The 18,452-nt window shown below is 30.1% G+C and carries 14 protein-coding genes; 4 read left to right on the top strand and 10 right to left on the bottom strand.

Going from position 1 to position 18,452, the window contains the following annotated elements; translation table 11 throughout:
* Positions 1-167 precede the first annotated feature (167 nt).
* Both J2Z44_RS02560 and J2Z44_RS02555 read right to left on the bottom strand, forming a co-directional pair.
* Positions 168-806 carry a lactate utilization protein gene (locus J2Z44_RS02560; protein ID WP_021284028.1) on the bottom strand — a complete coding sequence of 213 codons (639 nt, stop codon included), beginning with the start codon at positions 804-806 and terminating at the stop codon, positions 168-170.
* Between the two features lie 91 nt (positions 807-897).
* Positions 898-1,509, bottom strand: a complete 612-nt coding sequence (locus J2Z44_RS02555) for an NUDIX hydrolase (protein ID WP_021284027.1) — start codon at positions 1,507-1,509, stop codon at positions 898-900.
* A 230-nt stretch (positions 1,510-1,739) separates the two neighbouring features.
* Here J2Z44_RS02555 and J2Z44_RS02550 point away from each other — a divergent pair, with 230 nt between their 5' ends.
* Positions 1,740-2,981, top strand: coding sequence for a D-alanyl-D-alanine carboxypeptidase family protein (locus J2Z44_RS02550; protein WP_021284026.1), 1,242 nt, complete (start codon positions 1,740-1,742; stop codon positions 2,979-2,981).
* A gap of 29 nt (positions 2,982-3,010) precedes the next feature.
* Here the strand turns inward: J2Z44_RS02550 and J2Z44_RS02545 are convergent, their stop codons facing one another.
* Genes J2Z44_RS02545 through J2Z44_RS02535 form a run of 3 tightly spaced genes read right to left on the bottom strand, consistent with a single transcriptional unit; the run spans position 3,011 to position 6,732 of the window.
* On the bottom strand, positions 3,011-3,559 hold the full coding sequence (locus J2Z44_RS02545; RefSeq protein ID WP_021284025.1) for a GNAT family N-acetyltransferase: 549 nt from the start codon (positions 3,557-3,559) through the stop codon (positions 3,011-3,013).
* Positions 3,560-3,573: 14 nt separating this feature from the next.
* Complete coding sequence (locus tag J2Z44_RS02540) at positions 3,574-4,473, bottom strand: DUF2156 domain-containing protein (protein ID WP_021284024.1); 900 nt, start codon at positions 4,471-4,473, stop codon at positions 3,574-3,576.
* Positions 4,474-4,488: 15 nt separating this feature from the next.
* Positions 4,489-6,732, bottom strand: a complete 2,244-nt coding sequence (locus J2Z44_RS02535; protein ID WP_209649314.1) for a type IA DNA topoisomerase — start codon at positions 6,730-6,732, stop codon at positions 4,489-4,491.
* Positions 6,733-7,161: 429 nt separating this feature from the next.
* Here J2Z44_RS02535 and ltaE point away from each other — a divergent pair, with 429 nt between their 5' ends.
* Complete coding sequence (ltaE, locus tag J2Z44_RS02530; RefSeq protein ID WP_209649313.1) at positions 7,162-8,193, top strand: low-specificity L-threonine aldolase; 1,032 nt, start codon at positions 7,162-7,164, stop codon at positions 8,191-8,193.
* Between the two features lie 478 nt (positions 8,194-8,671).
* Here the strand turns inward: ltaE and ppaX are convergent, their stop codons facing one another.
* From ppaX to J2Z44_RS02505, 5 genes are all read right to left on the bottom strand, one after another.
* Positions 8,672-9,301 carry a pyrophosphatase PpaX gene (ppaX, locus tag J2Z44_RS02525; protein WP_021284019.1) on the bottom strand — a complete coding sequence of 210 codons (630 nt, stop codon included), beginning with the start codon at positions 9,299-9,301 and terminating at the stop codon, positions 8,672-8,674.
* A gap of 14 nt (positions 9,302-9,315) precedes the next feature.
* Complete coding sequence (locus J2Z44_RS02520) at positions 9,316-10,068, bottom strand: SprT family zinc-dependent metalloprotease (protein WP_021284018.1); 753 nt, start codon at positions 10,066-10,068, stop codon at positions 9,316-9,318.
* A gap of 198 nt (positions 10,069-10,266) precedes the next feature.
* Positions 10,267-12,558: a VIT and vWA domain-containing protein gene (locus J2Z44_RS02515; protein ID WP_021284017.1), complete on the bottom strand. Its 2,292-nt coding sequence runs from the start codon at positions 12,556-12,558 to the stop codon at positions 10,267-10,269.
* 262 nt (positions 12,559-12,820) lie between these two features.
* Positions 12,821-13,765, bottom strand: coding sequence for a dipeptidase (locus J2Z44_RS02510; protein WP_021284016.1), 945 nt, complete (start codon positions 13,763-13,765; stop codon positions 12,821-12,823).
* Between the two features lie 377 nt (positions 13,766-14,142).
* Entirely contained in the window at positions 14,143-15,135 is a 993-nt protein-coding gene (locus J2Z44_RS02505) for a WG repeat-containing protein (RefSeq protein WP_021284015.1), read from the bottom strand.
* Between the two features lie 451 nt (positions 15,136-15,586).
* Here J2Z44_RS02505 and J2Z44_RS02500 point away from each other — a divergent pair, with 451 nt between their 5' ends.
* Complete coding sequence (locus J2Z44_RS02500) at positions 15,587-16,816, top strand: 6-phosphofructokinase (protein ID WP_021284014.1); 1,230 nt, start codon at positions 15,587-15,589, stop codon at positions 16,814-16,816.
* A 56-nt stretch (positions 16,817-16,872) separates the two neighbouring features.
* Positions 16,873-18,324 carry a glutamate--tRNA ligase gene (gene gltX, locus J2Z44_RS02495; protein ID WP_021284013.1) on the top strand — a complete coding sequence of 484 codons (1,452 nt, stop codon included), beginning with the start codon at positions 16,873-16,875 and terminating at the stop codon, positions 18,322-18,324.
* Positions 18,325-18,452 lie beyond the last annotated feature (128 nt).

The raw sequence follows: 18,452 nt of genomic DNA, 5'->3' as shown, positions 1-18,452 counted from the left end.
AAGAATAAAATGAAGCATTTTTTTGAAAATTCTATATGTTTTATTAAATTAATTATAATTAATTTAAAAATTTTAGTGAAATAATATATTATTATAATATAATGGTAAAATAAAGAAACTTTCTGCGTAATTAGATATATTTTGACAAACCATTTTTCTCTTTTAGTTTAAAAACCTAAGTGTTCTCCTACAACTACAACTGTAATATCACTTCTTATAGGTCTTCGTTTAATAGTGGAATAAATTCTGCAAATTCTCCTATTACTATTACACTCAGTGCAAATTCCTCCAACAGTACAAGGGTTTTGTAAGTTTAATCTTTTATTGTTCAGCGGACATGCTCCAAGTTTCAGTGTTTCAAACGCACTAGCTTCATCCTTAACAATTTTATTTACCCCCACAATTATGATTGTTTTCTTAGGTCCAAAGGTCATTGCTGCTACTCTATTTCCAGCTCCATCAATATTTACTAAATATCCATCTAGGGTTACTGCATTAGAGCTGCATAAGTAAACATCACTTAGTAATTGTTTTCTCATAATTTCAACTCTTTCTTTGTCAGTAGAACCCTCAGTGTGCTTTAGTAAAGTTCCTCCATTTTCTATAATGTTGCGTTCTATATTTAATTGGCCGATTGTCACTGAACCTCCAATACCAACTACAGTTCCTTTATTTATATGATACATAATAAAGGCTACTGCTTCTTCTTTAGATTGTACATAGATAGCATGAAATTCATTATTTTGAAGAGCTTTCACAACCTTTTCCCCTAAAGTCTGTTCTTGCCATTTTATAATACTTTCCATAACCCCACCCCACACATTTTAAATATTAAAACCCTTTTATAATTATATGCTTTTAAATTCTACTTTTTCCTTTATAAAAATATATTTATAATTAGTTCATTTCTTTTTTTAAGATATCTACAAAAGTTTTAATAATTTGCGCTGTAAATCCCCATATTACATAATTGTTGTACTCGTAAAAATATTCTTTTAAAATGCCATTTCTAAATTTATAGTTTTTTCCTCCATTTATTAAATGAAAAGGAAAGCCTTCTTGGTTTGTTGGGCCTATTTCCATATTATACAGTAAAGGTTCCTGTTCCATAAAAAATTTCAAGGGTACTGTAAATATATGATCAACTTCATACTCACTTGGTTCTATTTCAATTTTATTTGTTTTACCTATAAAAGGATACATAAACATGCCATAAGGGCTTATGAAATAATCCAATTCCCCAACATACTGAATTTCATCTAAAGATAGATTTAGTTCCTCCATAGCCTCTCTTATTGCAGTATCCCTTGGATTTTCACCTTCTTCAATCATACCTCCTGGTAAACAAACATCTCCTGGTTGATGAGTTAATTTGTTAGATCTTACTTCAAAAATCACATGCTCTTCTCCATTAACCTGTTGCAATAAAACAAGTACCGCACTATTTTTGTACTTTCCAATTGGCATTGCTTTTCTATCTTTAAAAACCTTTTCTATATTATTTATCATAGTTAACATCCTTTCCAAGTGATTCTTCAAATGACCTTCCTCAAAGTTCAGCTTTTTTATTCTTTTAAACCTCAATGCACATATATATTTTATTATTTTCTTCGTTTTACTTATTACTATTATTATATACTATGATTATACCTAAAATTGCTAACTTTGTCCCCTTGTTCTAAATTATTCATAGTGTTATACTATGTTTATACTTTAGGCAAATGGAGAGATGCAAATTGATGAAAAAAAAGGTAATATCTTTAGCATTAACCTTTAGCTTACTTTTCTCTTCTACTGCATTGGCTGCACCAGCTCCTGAACTTATAGGAACTTCTGCAATTGCCGTAGATTTGAATACTAAAGAAATAATTTATGCTAAAAATATTGATGAAAAAAGACAACCTGCAAGTATAACTAAACTTATGACAGCATTATTACTTGCAGAAAATAAGAAACCTGAAGATAATTTAACTTATCCTCAAGGTGCTAAAACTCAACCTGATTATTCTTATGGGCTTAATGTTCATCCTGTTCAAGCAGGTGAAACCTTTAGCGGTGCTAATGCTATGGATATTCTTTTACTTTATTCAGGTAATGACATAGCTTATATGATTGCTGAAAACCTAGGGGGTAACGTTGAAAACTTTAGCAAACTTATGAATGAAAAAGCTAAAGCTTTAAACATGACAAACACCAACTTTGTAACCCCAAATGGATTAGATGACAACACTAATGATCATTATACTAGTGCTTATGACTTAACCCTACTTGGTGAAGCAGTTTATAACAATCCATGGGTTAAGGCAACTATTGCAAAAAAGACTTCTGAAGTTAAATCCTCAAATGGTCCTATTGCAGTAATAGAAAATAGAAACAAGCTCCTTGGTATCAATGGAAACATCGGTGGCAAAACAGGATATACTACAAAATCTGGTCGCTGTCTATTTACAATATACGAAAGGAATGGACGTACCATTGCTACCGTAGTATTAAATTCTGAGTATAACTTTCCTGCAGACACAAAGGTGTTTGAGGATATGGAAAAGCTTGTGGAGTACAGCTTCACTGCTGATAAGCAAGTATACTTAGAAAAAGGAAAGGAGTTACAATCAATTACCTTAAAATATAAGTCAATTCCTTTTATAGGACCTACTAGAACTATAAAAGTTCCTGTTACCTTACATAAGGATATAAACCTTTATGATACAGGGTTAACTCCAGAACTTAATTACAATATTGATGATGTAAGTCCTTGGAAGCTTAGTGCAGATAAACCAGTAGGTAAAGTAGATGTAAAGATTAGAAATTATTCTGAAAGCTATGAGCTATTCCCGAACATATCCAAAATGCAAATTATAAAGGATAATGCTTTATACTACATCTTAGCTTTATTGGCTCTAATTATAATTGTTTCTTCAATTATAATTATTAGAGTTAAGTTTAAAAGAAAGAAAAGAAGGAAAAAATCCCTTTTTAGATAACATCGAAAAAGCCTATAAAGAGTAACTCTTTATAGGCTTTTGTTTATCCATTCATGGTGTATTATTCCATAATTCACCAAATCATATCTTTGTTTATCTCTTAATATAAACTCTCTAAATACTCCTTCTTTTATAAAGCCTAAAGATTCGTAAAGAGCAATTGCAGCAGTGTTATACCCAAGCACTGTAAGCTGAAGCTTATGTAGGTTTAACTCATTAAATCCATAATCTATAGTTAGAGACATAGCTTCTTTTCCAATTCCTTTTCCTCTATAACCTTCTTCTCCAATACCAATAAATATTGTTGCAACCCTATTATTCCATTGTATATTTTCAAAACCAGTTATACCTATTAATTTATCATCTTCAATATCTCTAACCGCAAAGATAATTTCATTATTAGCATCTTGCATACCCTTTATAAAATTTGATATATATGTATTTTCTCTTGGAACCGCTATCAATTTATCAAAATGCCTTAAAAAGTTCATATCATTGTACCATTTTTCAATTACTGGAATGTCTGATTCTCTCACAGCTGCCAACTTAACTTTTTTTCCCTTTAATAAACACATCATATTTAAAATTCCCCCTACAAAATATCTATTATAGTATACTTTTTCTCTAGTTTTACTGGCCCATAGGACATTTTTGCAATTCTAAGCCCTGGTAATCCCATATCATCTTCCCTATTTATATAAGGTATATCACTGTATAACATTTCAGTGGATTTTTGGTTTATAAATGCAAATACCCCTGAGTAATCTTTATCACCTTTTTCAAAATGAATAATAGCCATTTCCTCATTAACAATTTCTCCAATGCTAAATCCGGCAATATTATTATCTACGTAAACAGCTACTCCTTTTAAGTCTAGTAAATCCCAATGATCAAGAACCTGGTTTATAGCTTCTAATTCGTAATCTGTAAGTTTATCATAGATTCCATAACTATCATGCCATATTTTCGCTACTCTTTTACAGTCTTCTCTAACTTCTAAGCTATTAATAATCTCTAGTCTATGGTTATAGCCTTTATCAAATTTGTTAAAATGGTTTCTTTTTTTATGAAGAACTTTTCCTGTCATAGTTATTAGACTATTACTTTCATAGATATAATCGAAATTATCTCTATCTTCTTCATATATAACCTGATCTCCATAAACCTGAATTAAATCCTGGACAAAATTCCACTCTACTTCTTTAAATAGATAATCTAAACCTGTCGTTTTCTTTTCTTCTTTAAGAGTTTCAACTATTGGTTTTAAAGAATTTTTATCATATCCAAGGAGTTGTACAAGGTGGCTTTTACCATGATAATCCTTCTTTTTTATAATTAAAACTCCCTCTTCAATTGTATATTCTATATTACAAGCCCTACTCCAAATAACTAGTGTTGCAAAAGAAAACTCACAGGTGTTAAATTTATATGGTGTAATATAGGGCTTAATAATATTTTTATCTTCAATAGTTAAATTTTTAAAACTAAGCATAAACGCCTCCACGCACTAATTAAAATCCATTATTATATTATTATCGTCAATTTTCAAACGGGCACTAAATTTGTTCCCCTTTTTAGAAACAAAACCTGGAATTAATTCAGTTTTTCCACTAGTTATTAATTGTCTAAGGTACACTGGTGAAATAGTAACTCCACATATGTCAGCAATAAAAAATTTACAGCCACTCTTCCAGTTAGTACAGCCATAACCCTTTGCATTTTTTACTATATGTCCTACTCTACATATTGGACATATTCCTAAAACTTCATCTAGATCAGACTTGCTTAACTTAGTATTTTCCTCAGAGCATAGCCCTTCCAGTGCATTGCTATAATCAATTACATTGTTATTAGACAATACTCTTTTTACATTATCCTTTATATAATTCTCCAGTTTACACATAAACTCTTCAGAGTCAATTTCACCCTCTGTAATCATTTTAAGTCCCTTTTCCCAACTAGCAGTAAGTTTAGGGTTTAAAAGAGATGGAATTGAGGTTTTTATAGTTTCATATATAAGTTCTCCCTTTAAGGTAGGATGTACTACTTGGCTCTTCTTGTTTGTTTGAATATACTCTATTCTTTCAAGCTTCTTTAAGATTTCTGCTCTTGTAGCACTTGTACCTATCCCCGCACCCTTTATATGCTCTCTTAGCTCCTCATCCTCTATTAGTTTTCCCGCATTCTCCATAGCTAGAATTATAGATCCCGAGGTGTAATATTTAGGCGGAGAGGTCTCCCCCTCTTTTATATTCAGCTCCATTAACTCTATGGGAGAGTTCTTTCTTATCTTATTTAAGTTACTTTCGCTTTTTTCTTCTTTTTCTTCCTTATTATTAGCTATAACAAGGTATCCCTTTTCAACACAAACCTTCTCGTTGGAGTAAAAATATTCATTATTAATATTAACTTCAATAGATATCTTGCTGTACTCAGCCGCAGGATAAAAGATAGATAAAAACCTTCTAAGAATCAACTCAAAAACTGATTTTTCTATGGAATTTAGTCTGTTATAACCTTCTAGTCCTTCCCCAGTTGGTATTATAGCATAGTGGTCTGTAATCTTAGTATCATCTACGTACTTTGATTTCAATAATTTTGAATACCACTTTTCATTTATGATGGTATTAACATTATTGTTAATATCTCCAATTTCTTTAAATCTTAATAGTTTATTTAAAGTTTTGTTTATTTCCTTTGCTACAGCTGAAGATAAAACTCTAGCATCAGTTCTTGGATAAGTGACAATCTTCTTTTCATATAAACTTTGAACAACTCCTAGAGTCTCATCCGGATTAATTTTAAATCTTTTTGAACACTCATTTTGAAGTTCTGCTAAGTTAAATAGCAATGGTGGATTTTTTTTCTCCTTTGCTTTATTTATATTTGTTATTTCTATGTTCTGTTTATTACTATTTACAAAATTTAATAATTCTTCACTATGTTCTCTTTTTAAAAATCCATTATCATTATATAACTTTTCGCTATTAAAATATCTAGATTTTTCTTGAACCTTCCACTCACCAGTAAAATCACCTTCAGAGGTATGAAATTCCCCTTGAACCTTGTGAAACACAGTTTTTTCAAATTCCTTAACTTCTCTTTCTCTATCTACAATCATAGCAAGAACACAAGACATAACTCTACCTACAGCTATAACCACCTTCTCTTCTTTTAGAAGTTTAGCTAAGCTTCGACCATAAATTAAAGTTAGTAGTCTGGAGAAGTTTATTCCCTGAAGATAATCTTCTTTAGCTCTAAGATAAGCAGAATTAGCTAGGGTATCGTAAGCTGACAAATCCTTAGCTTCTCTTATACCCCTTTTAATCTCCTCTTCGGTTTGCGAGTCTATCCAAACTCTCTTTTTAATCTTATTGTTTACACCAACCATTTCATCTACCAGTCTATAAATGTACTCTCCCTCTCTTCCAGAGTCAGTACAAACATATATAGTATCTACATCCTGACGAAGAAGTAGGTTTTTTACAACTTCAAACTGTTTTTTAACCGTTGGTATAACTTCGTATTTATATTCATGTGGTAAAAAAGGCAAAGTTTCTAAAGACCATGACTTTAATTTATCATCATAAGCTTGTGGATAACTCATGGTTACCATATGACCTACACACCAAGTGAAGATAGCCTTATCACACTCAATGTAACCATCTCTCTTTGTTCCCTTAAGCTTTAATAAGTTTACATAGTCCATAGCAACTGATGGCTTTTCTGTAACAAATAATGCTTTATTCATTTTAAGTCCTCTTTAATGTAATTTGTTTTTTATAATCTAAAGTTTAGTAACATTTTTAGTTCTAACTATCTAAGCTTCTATACCAATTATATAATAGCGCAAAAATCAACTTTTTTGCAATAAAAGACTTTTGTTTAGAACGGTACTTTCTTAGGTTCGTTTGTCACGAAATTTTTCTATATAATTACAATACTAAAACTTTAATTATAAATTAAAATAGTAAGGACTTTTTCACCTTACTTTTTTCATTATACCATAAATTCCTATAATATATTTCATTATTAGTCTAAATAATTTATAATGTATATGTAAAGGCTTTCAACATGGAGTTTTTACAATTTACTTATAAGTCCTAAGGAAGTAATGGTAGTAATTTAAATTTAGTTATATACCACATTTCCTATACTATATAAAAATGGAGGAAAAGTTATGAGAATAATAGACTTAAGAAGTGATACTGTTACGCAACCTACTGATAAGATGAGAGAAGCAATGTTTAATGCTATGGTAGGAGACGATGTTTATGATGATGATCCTACTATAAAAGAATTAGAAAAATATGCCGCTGAGCTTGTGGGCATGGAGGCTGCTCTATTTGTACCAAGTGGTACTTTTGGTAACCAATTAGCACTACTTACTCATTGTCATAGAGGAGATGAAGTTATTCTTGGTGATGACTGCCATATTGTTGCTCACGAAGTCGGTGCAGCTTCTGTGATTGCTGGTGTTCAACTAAGAACAGTTCAAAGCGATCATGGCACTTTAAACCCAGTGGAAATAGAAAAAAGAATTAGAAAAGAAGAAGATATTCACTATCCTAAAACATCTTTAATCTGTGTTGAAAATGCTCACTCTAGTGGTAGAGTTGTATCTCTAAAAGTTATGGAAGAAATTTATCAGGTTGCTAAAAAACATACTCTTCAAGTTCACCTTGATGGCGCTAGATTATTTAACGCATCTTCTTATTTAAATGTTGATGTAAAAGAAGTTACTAAAAATGTAGATTCTGTAATGTTTTGTTTATCTAAAGGCCTTTGTGCTCCAGTAGGCTCTATACTAGCTGGTAAAAAAGACTTTATATCAAAAGCTAAAAAGAATAGAAAACTTATGGGCGGTGGTTTAAGACAAGCAGGATTTCTAGCAGCTGCAGGTTTAGTTGCACTAAAAGAAATGAGAGAGAACTTAAAAACAGACCATGAAAAAGCTATCCTTTTAGCAAAGGAGCTACAAAAAATACCTGGAATAAAACTAAATCTAGAAGACATTCATCTAAACATGGTTTTCTTTGATATGACAGATACTGGATTAGTAAGTGACCATGTAGTGGAGAAGTTCCTTGAAAAGGGAATTAAAATTAATGGAGAAGAAGATGGTTTAATGAGATTCGTTACTCATTATTGGATATCAGAAGAAGATATTCATTTTGTAGTAGATTTGTTAAAATCTTTAATGAATAAATAAACTAAATTAAGAGTTTCTTTTCTTAATATAAAAATTTAAGAGTCCATTAAGAAGTTTTGTGGAAAATAATTTTTAATATAAACCCTTTCCTTAAAGTTATCAAGTTATGTAATTTAAATATCATGACTAGCACTTACTTTATAGTTCATTAATAAAACCATGAGATTCATAGATCCATCATTAAGTTTACAAAATTTTAATAATATTTATTTTATATTAGGAAACTCTATGAATAGGAAGAGAACCTAAAATAATTGAGATATTTTTAAATAGAATTCTATAATTACATAGGTGTAACTATAGAATATTATCCTATGAATAATGGATAATGTTCCTCCACTACTCTATTTAATAAATAATAGTCAAAATATAATAAATTTATTTCCATAAAACTATTATATATACACTATAAAACGTAGATTATTTTAAGTTCTCACTAAATCCCTAGGGTATAGACAGGCGCGCAATGCCTGTCTTTTTATATTATATTCCCAATATCTTCAATGGATTCTATAACATAATCTGGCTTATGCTCTAAAAGCTTTTCTAAAGGTAGTGCTGTATACTTAACAAGGCAAGTTTTTGTCCCAGCATTTCTCCCACATAATATGTCATTGTGACTGTCTCCTACCATTAAAACTTCTTCAGGTGACAAATCTAGCACTTCACAAGCTTTTAAAACTGGCTCCCCGCAAGGTTTGTGCTTCTCTGTGTCTTCTGGAGATATAATCACATCAAAGTATTTTTCTAAGTCAAATAATCTTAGCCCTCTTAAAGCCGTGCTTCTTCTTTTTGAAGTTACTATTGCTAATTTATAGCCCTTTTCTTTAAGATAGCTTAAACCTTCCTCAACCCCCTCAAACCCTTCTGTATATTCATCATGGATAGAAAGAGAATACTCCACATACTTTTGAACTAATTCTTCTACCCTATCCTTTGTGTATTTAGCCATAGTATAAGATAAAGGCTCCCCAAAATATTGAACTATTTCCTGTTCTTCTACCATTAAATTTAAATTCTCTTTAAACACATATTGAAAAGAGCTAACTATTAGCTTATTAGTGTTTATTAGTGTTCCATCTAAATCAAAAAAAATTCCTTTTATCATCAAAATCTACTCCTTTATTTATGTAAGTTACTTAAAGGAACATACCATTTACCATACCTATTTCCTTCTTTATCCTTATACTGTCCTTTGCTATCTAATACCATTACTGTTGCTCTTTTAGTTATATTAGACACAAATCCTTCATAAATTTTGTCCTTAAAAGTAAACTTAACTTTATCTCCAACAGATATATTGGTACTTTTATTTTTTTTATTTAAACTTTTTTCTGAGGGAATTTCATGATAAACCCCCTTATGATTAAATATTTCTATGCTGATTTTCTTAAACCTATAAGCCTTACAATTTGATTGCCCATAATTATAAAACTCAATAACATGGCATATCTCATGTTCCATTATAATCATTAAAGCCTCAATATGATCAAGTACGACTAACCCTGATACTCTTTTTTCACTATTAGTTAAATAAAAATTATTTAAAACTGGTAAACTTATTCTGATTTCATAGCTATAACCTTGAACTGATTTGCTGAAAATTGATTTGCCACCAGAAGAGGTCATCCTTTTAGAAAGAGAAAACTTCATTTTATCTCCAATAAATTTTTCTAACTGTCCCTTTAAAAAGTTATCATCATATAAATAAAATAGTTTTTTTATAAAACTATTACTTAACAAAATACTTTTTCCTTCTAAAGCATTTGCTGTAAAGCTGTGATTATTAATTTCTAATAGCTTTAGAAATTCACTCTTTATGTGGTTTCTAGCATTTAAAATATAACTCTCTGATTTCACTTCCCATTTAATCATAAGTAATCACCCTTGCATCTTACTTCTTTAACATTATAGCTTATATTTCATGAAAATTCATTTGCATACTATATATCTCTAATTAATGTACCATATATGCTTAATATAATAAACAAAAGCACCCGCAATTTTTACTTATAACTTTCACACAGCTTAAAAATTGGGATGCTTTTATCCTAGAGCTATTGCTCAAAGAAATTATTTAGTTTTTAATATAGTTTTATCAATTAAAGTATTTAAGGTATCTTGACCTTCAGAATTATTTGTAATAAAGTTTATAAACTCTTCTTCTATTTTTGATACATCAATACCTCTATTCTCTAAAACATCTTCAAGATCCTTACATTTGTATGCAAAGACTTCACGCACCTCAGATTTTATTATACCTTTATTCAGCGCAGTTTTTAAAGTTAAGTATACAAAGGGAAGTATAGCTTCTTCATTACTAATTTCCTCTTCAGAATTATCAATAACATAATTTAATGCCTTATCGAGGAGATTTTTATAAATAGTTATGTCCTCTTTTCCTAGAGTAAAGGCAAGAATACCTTTTAAAGTAGACATAAATTTAGCGTATTTTTCTTCTTCATAAGAATTAGCAAAGGCTCCACTAGCTAATTGTTGAGTAGCTAAAATTCTTAAAAGCTCTTCTCTCAAATCTAAGCTTAATATTTCCTCATTGAAAGAAACTCCATTTAAGGAATGGTTGTAATATAGGCTTGGCGTTGTTGAAGTAGTTTCATCCTCTACATCTTGAACCTTCACAGGCAAAAACTTTCTTATAGCAATACCTAATACTGGTTCATAAAGTTCTTCTAAGAGAATAAATGAGGTTTCACTACTTATTACTCCAACTTTAGTTGATAGTTCTATAATCTTATTTTTCATTGAGTTAAAAACTTCGCCGCGCTCATATACAATTCTATTTTCTAAAGACTCCAATCTCTTTTTATACCAAACCTTCTCTATTAAGTTTGCATTAACTTCTAAATCTAAATTTGTTAGGCTTATTCTTCTTTGAACCCTTCTATTTCTAACTTTACCTCTTAAAGTCACTACGCCCTCAAGAGGTCCTTCTACTTTTGCAAAGATAGAAAAAGGTTCCTCATCATACATATACTCTATAGTTCTTGGGTAGGTTTTTTCTACCTTCATGTTACCCCAATCGATTTCTATATCTGTTATTTGTAGTCCTCTTATTCTATTAAATTGCTTTAAAACAGAATTTTCAATTCTTCTTTTCCCATTGATAAACTCAGCTTTACCATAAGTAATTCTCGCAAGTTTATTAATAAAATAAGTATTAACTGAAGCATCAATTCCAAAGGGGAATATTCTGCTTTCCATGCAAATCTCATCTACATAATCTAGGATTTCTTTTTCATCATCTACTATGTCATCAGTGAATAGTAAAATAGTGTTTTCTTCACCTTCATGCTCCCTTTCAAAAGCATATTTAATCCCTTCAAAGATTACAGCATCTTCTTCACATTGCAAACTATCAATCCACTCTGAAGCATTCTTTAAACTTTCTTCGCTAAAGATTACTCTTCTTTCAGTTGAGAAGTAGTGTAATTTATCACCCATAGCTACAATATTAAAGGTGTCATGTTCAGTTAAGTTTCTTAAGCATAGTTGAAGAGCTCTTTTAGCCTCTTTAATTTTGTCGCCCTTCATAGACTCAGAAATATCAACTAAGAAAATATAATTACCATAGTTTATATTATTAATATCTTGAATATCTGGAATGAATCTTAAATATAAAATTCCATTCTTCTCTCTGTAATTCTCATAAACCATTCCTGTAGTTTCTTGAAGTTCTTGTTCTTCAAGATAAATTACCATATCCTCAGTTAATTTTTGTTCTTCATTTTCTAGAGTCACTTTATATAGATTATTTTCTCCGCCTTCAACAGCTATTTCGTGAGTAGGACAAGAAATTTTTATTTCTTCAAAGGACTCCACAAGTAAGTTTAAATTTAACCTATAATTATGGTTATTTTTAATTATCGCAATAGGTTTCTTGTTGTTAGAATAGGCCTTAACAGGTGGAATAACTTTAGGTATAGTGAGCTTAAGTCTGTTATTGTCATAAATTAAATCCTCAATATAGGAAATTTTAATATTTATGGTCTCACCTGATAGAATCTTTCCAATAGAAATTCTAAAGTTATTTTCGTTGAATTCTTCAAGTAAAAAATTACTAGTGCCTTGCTCAGCTACATTATTATAAATTTTGTCAATTTCATCTTTTCCTTCTACCTTGCCTTTAATGGTTCTGCCACCAATATTAGCTTCAAACCCTGATAATACAGCAGTTTCTGGAATTGGAAAGTTATAAACTGCTTCCACATCCCCCTTGCCTTTATTCTCATACACGTGATTAATTGTAAACTCAACAAACTCACCGCAAACATTTCCTTCGATATCTACTTTTTTTAGTTCAATGGCATTTTGTGATGGTTTGTATACGATTTTAGGATACTTCATACTATCTCTCCTTTTTTAGTGCAGGAAATATTATCTTTAATTATATTCTACCAGAAAAATAAGTAGAATAGTTGTAAAATTATGAAATTATATTAAATTTATAAGAAGCTAAGTAAACATTTTTTAATAAATGAACTTTCTTAGTTTCTTTAACACTCTCTGATTTCTATAAATTACATTATTCTCTTATATATTATAAAAAAGCAAAGCTTAAATATCTTTGCTTTCTTATTATTATACTTATTAGATAGTATACATATACTTATTTCATTACATCTTTTATTAATCTCATAGCATTTTTATAAAAAATCTTTTCAACTTCGTCCTCAGTAAATCCATCTTTTAGTAAGGCATTAGATAATTTGTGAATATCCCCAATGTTGTCTATTTCAATGCCCTTAGAATTTATGCCGTCTAAATCTGTACCTAAAGCAATGACATCAATACCACCTATATCATAAATGTGATTTATATGTCTTAGCATATCTTCAATATTACTTCTTTCTTCATTATTTAAAAAACTTCTTTCGAAATTAATACCTGTAACTCCACCTTTGTTACTTAGAATTTTAATCATCTCATCGGTTAGGTTTCTTCTATGACCACAAATTTCTCTGGCATTTGAATGAGAAGCTACAAAAGGATCTTTAGAATGCTTAGCTACATCATAAAAACCTCCATCAGATAGGTGAGATACATCAATAACCATACCTAAATTATTCATTTCTTCAACTACTTCTAAGCCAAAGTCCTTTAGTCCTTTATTTATAAAATCTATATTTTTATTTGGATATCCAATTTCATTTTCATAGTTCCAAGTTAAGGTTATAAGTCTAACTCCTAGTTTATAAAAGTTTCTCAAGTTAGATAGCTTTCCTTTTAAAGCCCCACCCTCTTCTATGGTTAAGAACGCTGAAATTTTTCCTTCTTCATTATTTTTTATCAGCTCCTCATAGTTTGTAGCTAGTTTTATAATTTCATTATTGTTTTTGATTTCCTCGTGAATCCTATCCGCCATGTCCATACAAAACTCAAAAGCATTATCAACGTACTGTTTTTCAATAAAAAGTGCAAAGAATTGTGCCATAGAATTAGATTTTTTAAGTCTTTCCAAGTCCACTGAAAAGTCATTTTTTCTTAAATTAACCTTTTCCCTTCCTTGCATTAACTTCATTACAGTATCGCAGTGCAAGTCAATTACTCTCATTTTTATCCCCCTATCCAATCTTTTATTTCCAATTAAAACCATATATTCATTAAACCACAATAATTGTTTAATATAATTATTTATACTGTGGCTTTTGTTATATATTTTTGCATTAGTTAGTTTTAATATCATAATCATTTAGTTAAAACAACTAATTTAAACAAGTAATTACTCTATAAATATTCAACTGCTAAAAATTAGTTATATTTGATACTATGATTTATAATCTCATAAATTCATTAATTAACTAAATATATAAATTTCAAAATTACCTCTTCATTATAAGAAAATTTGAAGCAACTTATATTAAAGAAAATGCAAAGTAAAATTAGCTCTACTAATGCAGTACTTTATTTCACTATAAATAAGATTTTAGATTAGCAGATTAAATTTCCATCCTTCTTAGTATATGTTTCTTTTCCTCTATATTTAACCTTAGCTATTCCATTTATAAAATTTTCAGCTTCCTCAAATTTAGGTTCTATTATGTTATTTCCATTAATATCAATGTATCCCCATAATCCATTAACTTCTATAGAAAATAAATCTTCACTAAAATCAAATACATTGTCATACTCAGGTTCAACAACTACCTTTCCACTCTTATCTATAAAACCATACTTATCATCCATTGATATAACTGCATAGCCATTACTAAAATTATCTGCCCAGTGATATTTAGGCTTAATGATAAGTTCCCCAGTTTTGTTAACAAATCCCCAAATGTCCTCTATGGATACTGGTGCTAATCCTTCACTAAAGTTACCTATAAAGTCAAAGCCTCCTTCTATTACTTTATGCCCCTTTGTATCAATAAAGTAATACTCTTCTCCTATCGCTACTGCTGCAAGATCTTCTATGAACTCATTAGCGAAATCATAAATTAAATCAATAACAACATTACCATTAGTATCAATGTAACCATATTTTTCGCCTTTTTTTACAAGAGCTAACCCATTTTCATTAAACTCACTAGCTTCATCAAAGGAAGGTTTAATTATCATTTCGCCTTTATAATTTATATAGCCATATTTACCTAAAATCTTTACTGCCGCTAAGCCCTTTGTAAAGCCCTTAGCATCTTCATATTTTATATTTATAACTTCTTCTCCCTGAGCATTAATATAACCGTACTTGTGGTGAATTTCTACCACTGCCATACCTTCATTAAAATAGTTTATATCATCATACTTAGGCTTGATAATAAACTCGCCATCTTCATTAATAAAGCCACATAATCCCTCAACTTCAACAAAGGCCATGTTATTTTCAAACTCATCTGCAAAGTCAAACTTAAAGGGAATAACTACTTCTCCATCTATATTTACATATCCATACTTATCTTCTTTTTCTACAGGGTATAATTTCATAATACTCTTTCCTCCTTAGGTTTAAATGTTGAATTTTATTAATTACTTTAACAAATTCTACTATGAGAAGTTTTAAAATTAAGCGCACTTATTTCTTAAAATTAATTTTCCTCAGCATAAATTGAGCTATGGCAATATACTTCTCTTGTTATACTGCTAATATATAATATTGAAAAGTATACCTATTAATCTACCATTATCAATGCCATGGCGAATTAGACTATAAAATTAATGGTATAAATATATTGTTATAGTTTAAAATGCTCTTAAATATCTCATTGCTTCACATAAAGAATAGTTAAAGCTTTTATAAATAATTAGCTTCTTAAATTATTATTATATCATATATTTTTTACCTAAATAGGATAATAATATTTATAGTTACAATTGTTACAAAGAAGGATTTATATTATAATGTAAAAAGTAATGAATTTTGAAGGGAGTACACAACATGAGAAATTGTATAGTAGCTCAATCCGGAGGTCCTACCTCTGTTATTAATGCCAGTGCAATAGGTATATTCGAAAAAAATGAGGAATTAAAATATTACGACAAAGTTTTTGCTGGATTAAATGGCATAGAAGGAATTTTAAAAGAAAATATTATTAACCTTTGTGAATTAGACAAAGAATCAGTACATGGTCTTAAATACACACCATCTTCTGGCTTAGGTTCTTGCAGATATAAGTTAAAATCCTATGAACAAAGTAAAGAAGAATATATTAAGTTATTTGAAATTCTTGAAAAGAACCAAATTAAAACCTTCTTTTACATAGGTGGAAATGATTCTATGGATACAGTTCATAAATTAAGTAACTATGCTAAAGAACATAGTATTGATATAAAGTTTATAGGAGTTCCAAAAACTATAGATAATGATCTTCCAATAATGGATCATACTCCTGGGTTTGGAAGCGCAGCTAAGTTTATTGCAACAATAGCATTAGAAAACAGCTTAGATGCTAGTGTTTATGAAACTAAAAACATATTCATCATGGAAGCCATGGGAAGAGATACTGGTTGGCTTGCAGCAAGTTCCTGTATAGCAACTTTAAACGGAGAGCCTGCAGTTGACTTAATCTACCTTCCTGAAATTCCTTTTGATACTAATAAATTCTTAAAGGATGTAGAGAATAAATTAAAAGAAAAGAACAGACTTGTTATTGTGGTTTCTGAAGGAATAAGAACCGCTGAAGGAGTATTCCTTGGAGAAATGCAATCCAACGCAGGATATGATAAATTTGGTCATGCACAATTAGGTGGAGTTTGCGTGTACCTTAAAAATTTAATCACTGAAAATGGTATTTGTAAAAAGGTAAGAGCTGTAGAGCTTTCTACTCTTCAACGCTGTGCAATGCACTTTGCTTCACAAACTGATATTGATGAAGCTTATGAAAGCGGTGCCTTTGCTTTAGAATATTCTATTGAAGGTGAAAGTGGAAATATGATTGGTATTAGAAGAATTCAAAATAACCCTTATAAATCTGAACCTTTTGCTGTTCATACTTCTAAGGTTGCTAATACCATAAAATACTTCCCTAAAGAGTGGATAAATGCTGAGGGCAACAATGTAACTAAAGAAGCTTATGATTACACTCTTCCACTTATTATGGGTGAGCCAAAAATTAAATATGAAAACGGATTACCTAAGTATGTTTTCTTAAATGAAAGAAAAAAATAGTAACCTTCTTAGGCATAACCTATTAATATTAAATAGAAAAATCAGGAGTGAATAAAATGAATAAAGTTAGAACTAGATATGCACCTAGTCCAACGGGTAGAATGCACGTAGGAAATTTAAGAACAGCTCTTTATGCTTATCTAATTGCTAAGCATAAAGATGGAGATTTTATATTAAGAATTGAAGACACGGATCAAGAAAGATTTGTTGAAGGTGCTATAGATATAATATATAACACTTTAAACCTTACAGGATTACATCATGATGAAGGGCCAGATGTAGGAGGCCCAGTAGGTCCTTATATTCAAAGTGAAAGAAAAGGACTTTATCTAGAGTATGCTAAAGAATTAGTATCTAAAGGAGAAGCTTACTACTGCTTCTGTGACAAAGAAAGATTAGATGCTTTAAGAGCAGAAACTGAAGAAAAAGGTGGAACTTTTAGATATGATAAACATTGTTCTCACCTTTCAAAAGAGGAAGTAGAGAAAAACTTAGCAGCAGGACTTCCTTATGTAATAAGACAAAACAATCCTACTGAAGGCTTCACTACTTTTGAAGATGAAATTTATGGAACAATTTCTGTGCCAAATAATGAGTTAGATGATATGGTACTAATAAAATCAGATGGACTTCCAACTTATAACTTTGCTAATGTAGTAGATGACCATCTAATGGGCATAACTCATGTAGTTAGAGGAAATGAATACTTATCTTCTTCTCCTAAATACAATAGATTATATGAAGCTTTTGGATGGGAAGTACCAGTATATGTTCATTGTCCACTTATAACAAATGAGGAACACCAAAAGTTAAGTAAAAGAAGTGGTCACTCTTCCTTTGAAGACCTTTATGAGCAAGGCTACTTAATTGATACCATAGTAAACTTTGTAGCATTACTTGGCTGGAACCCAGGAACTAATGAAGAAATGTTTTCCTTAGAAGACCTTGTTAAAATTTTTGATTATAGAAAAATCAATAAATCTCCAGCTGTATTTGATATGCAAAAGCTAAAATGGATGAATAGTGAATATATTAAAAAGCAAAGCCCCGAAGCTTTCTTTAAAATGGCTGAGCCTTATATTAAAACTGTAGTTAAAAATCCAAATACAGATTTTTTTAAAATCAGTAACTTAGTACAAAGCAGAGCTGAAGTGTTAACGGACATTCCTGAGAGAATAGACTTTATTGATGAGCTTCCAGAGTATAGTACTGAACTTTATATTCATAAAAAGATGAAAACAACTGAAGAAAACTCTCTAGAAAGCTTAAAAGCTGCACTACCAGTATTAGAGACAATTAGTGATTGGAAAGCAGAAGTTCTGCATGATGAGATGATGAAACTAGTTGAAACTTTAGGAATTAAAAATGGTCAAATGCTTTGGCCTATAAGAACTGCCATCTCTGGAAAAGCTGCAACACCAGGTGGCGCCTTCGAAATAGCTGAAATTCTTGGTAAAGAAGAGACTTTAAATAGAATTAGAATTGGTATAGAAAAACTTACAAAATAATTATTAGTTTTCACTGCATGATCATCACAATGTCCTAAGTTATCTTTATTTCTTTACTTAGATATTGTTAGTTAATGTATAAAGTTCAATAAAACTTTTATTGGTTTTAAGCAGGTGTATGTGTATAC

Source organism: Clostridium punense (assembly GCF_017874425.1).
Classification (GTDB): domain Bacteria; phylum Bacillota; class Clostridia; order Clostridiales; family Clostridiaceae; genus Clostridium_J; species Clostridium_J punense.
This window is presented reverse-complemented; position numbering and strand designations above follow the sequence as displayed.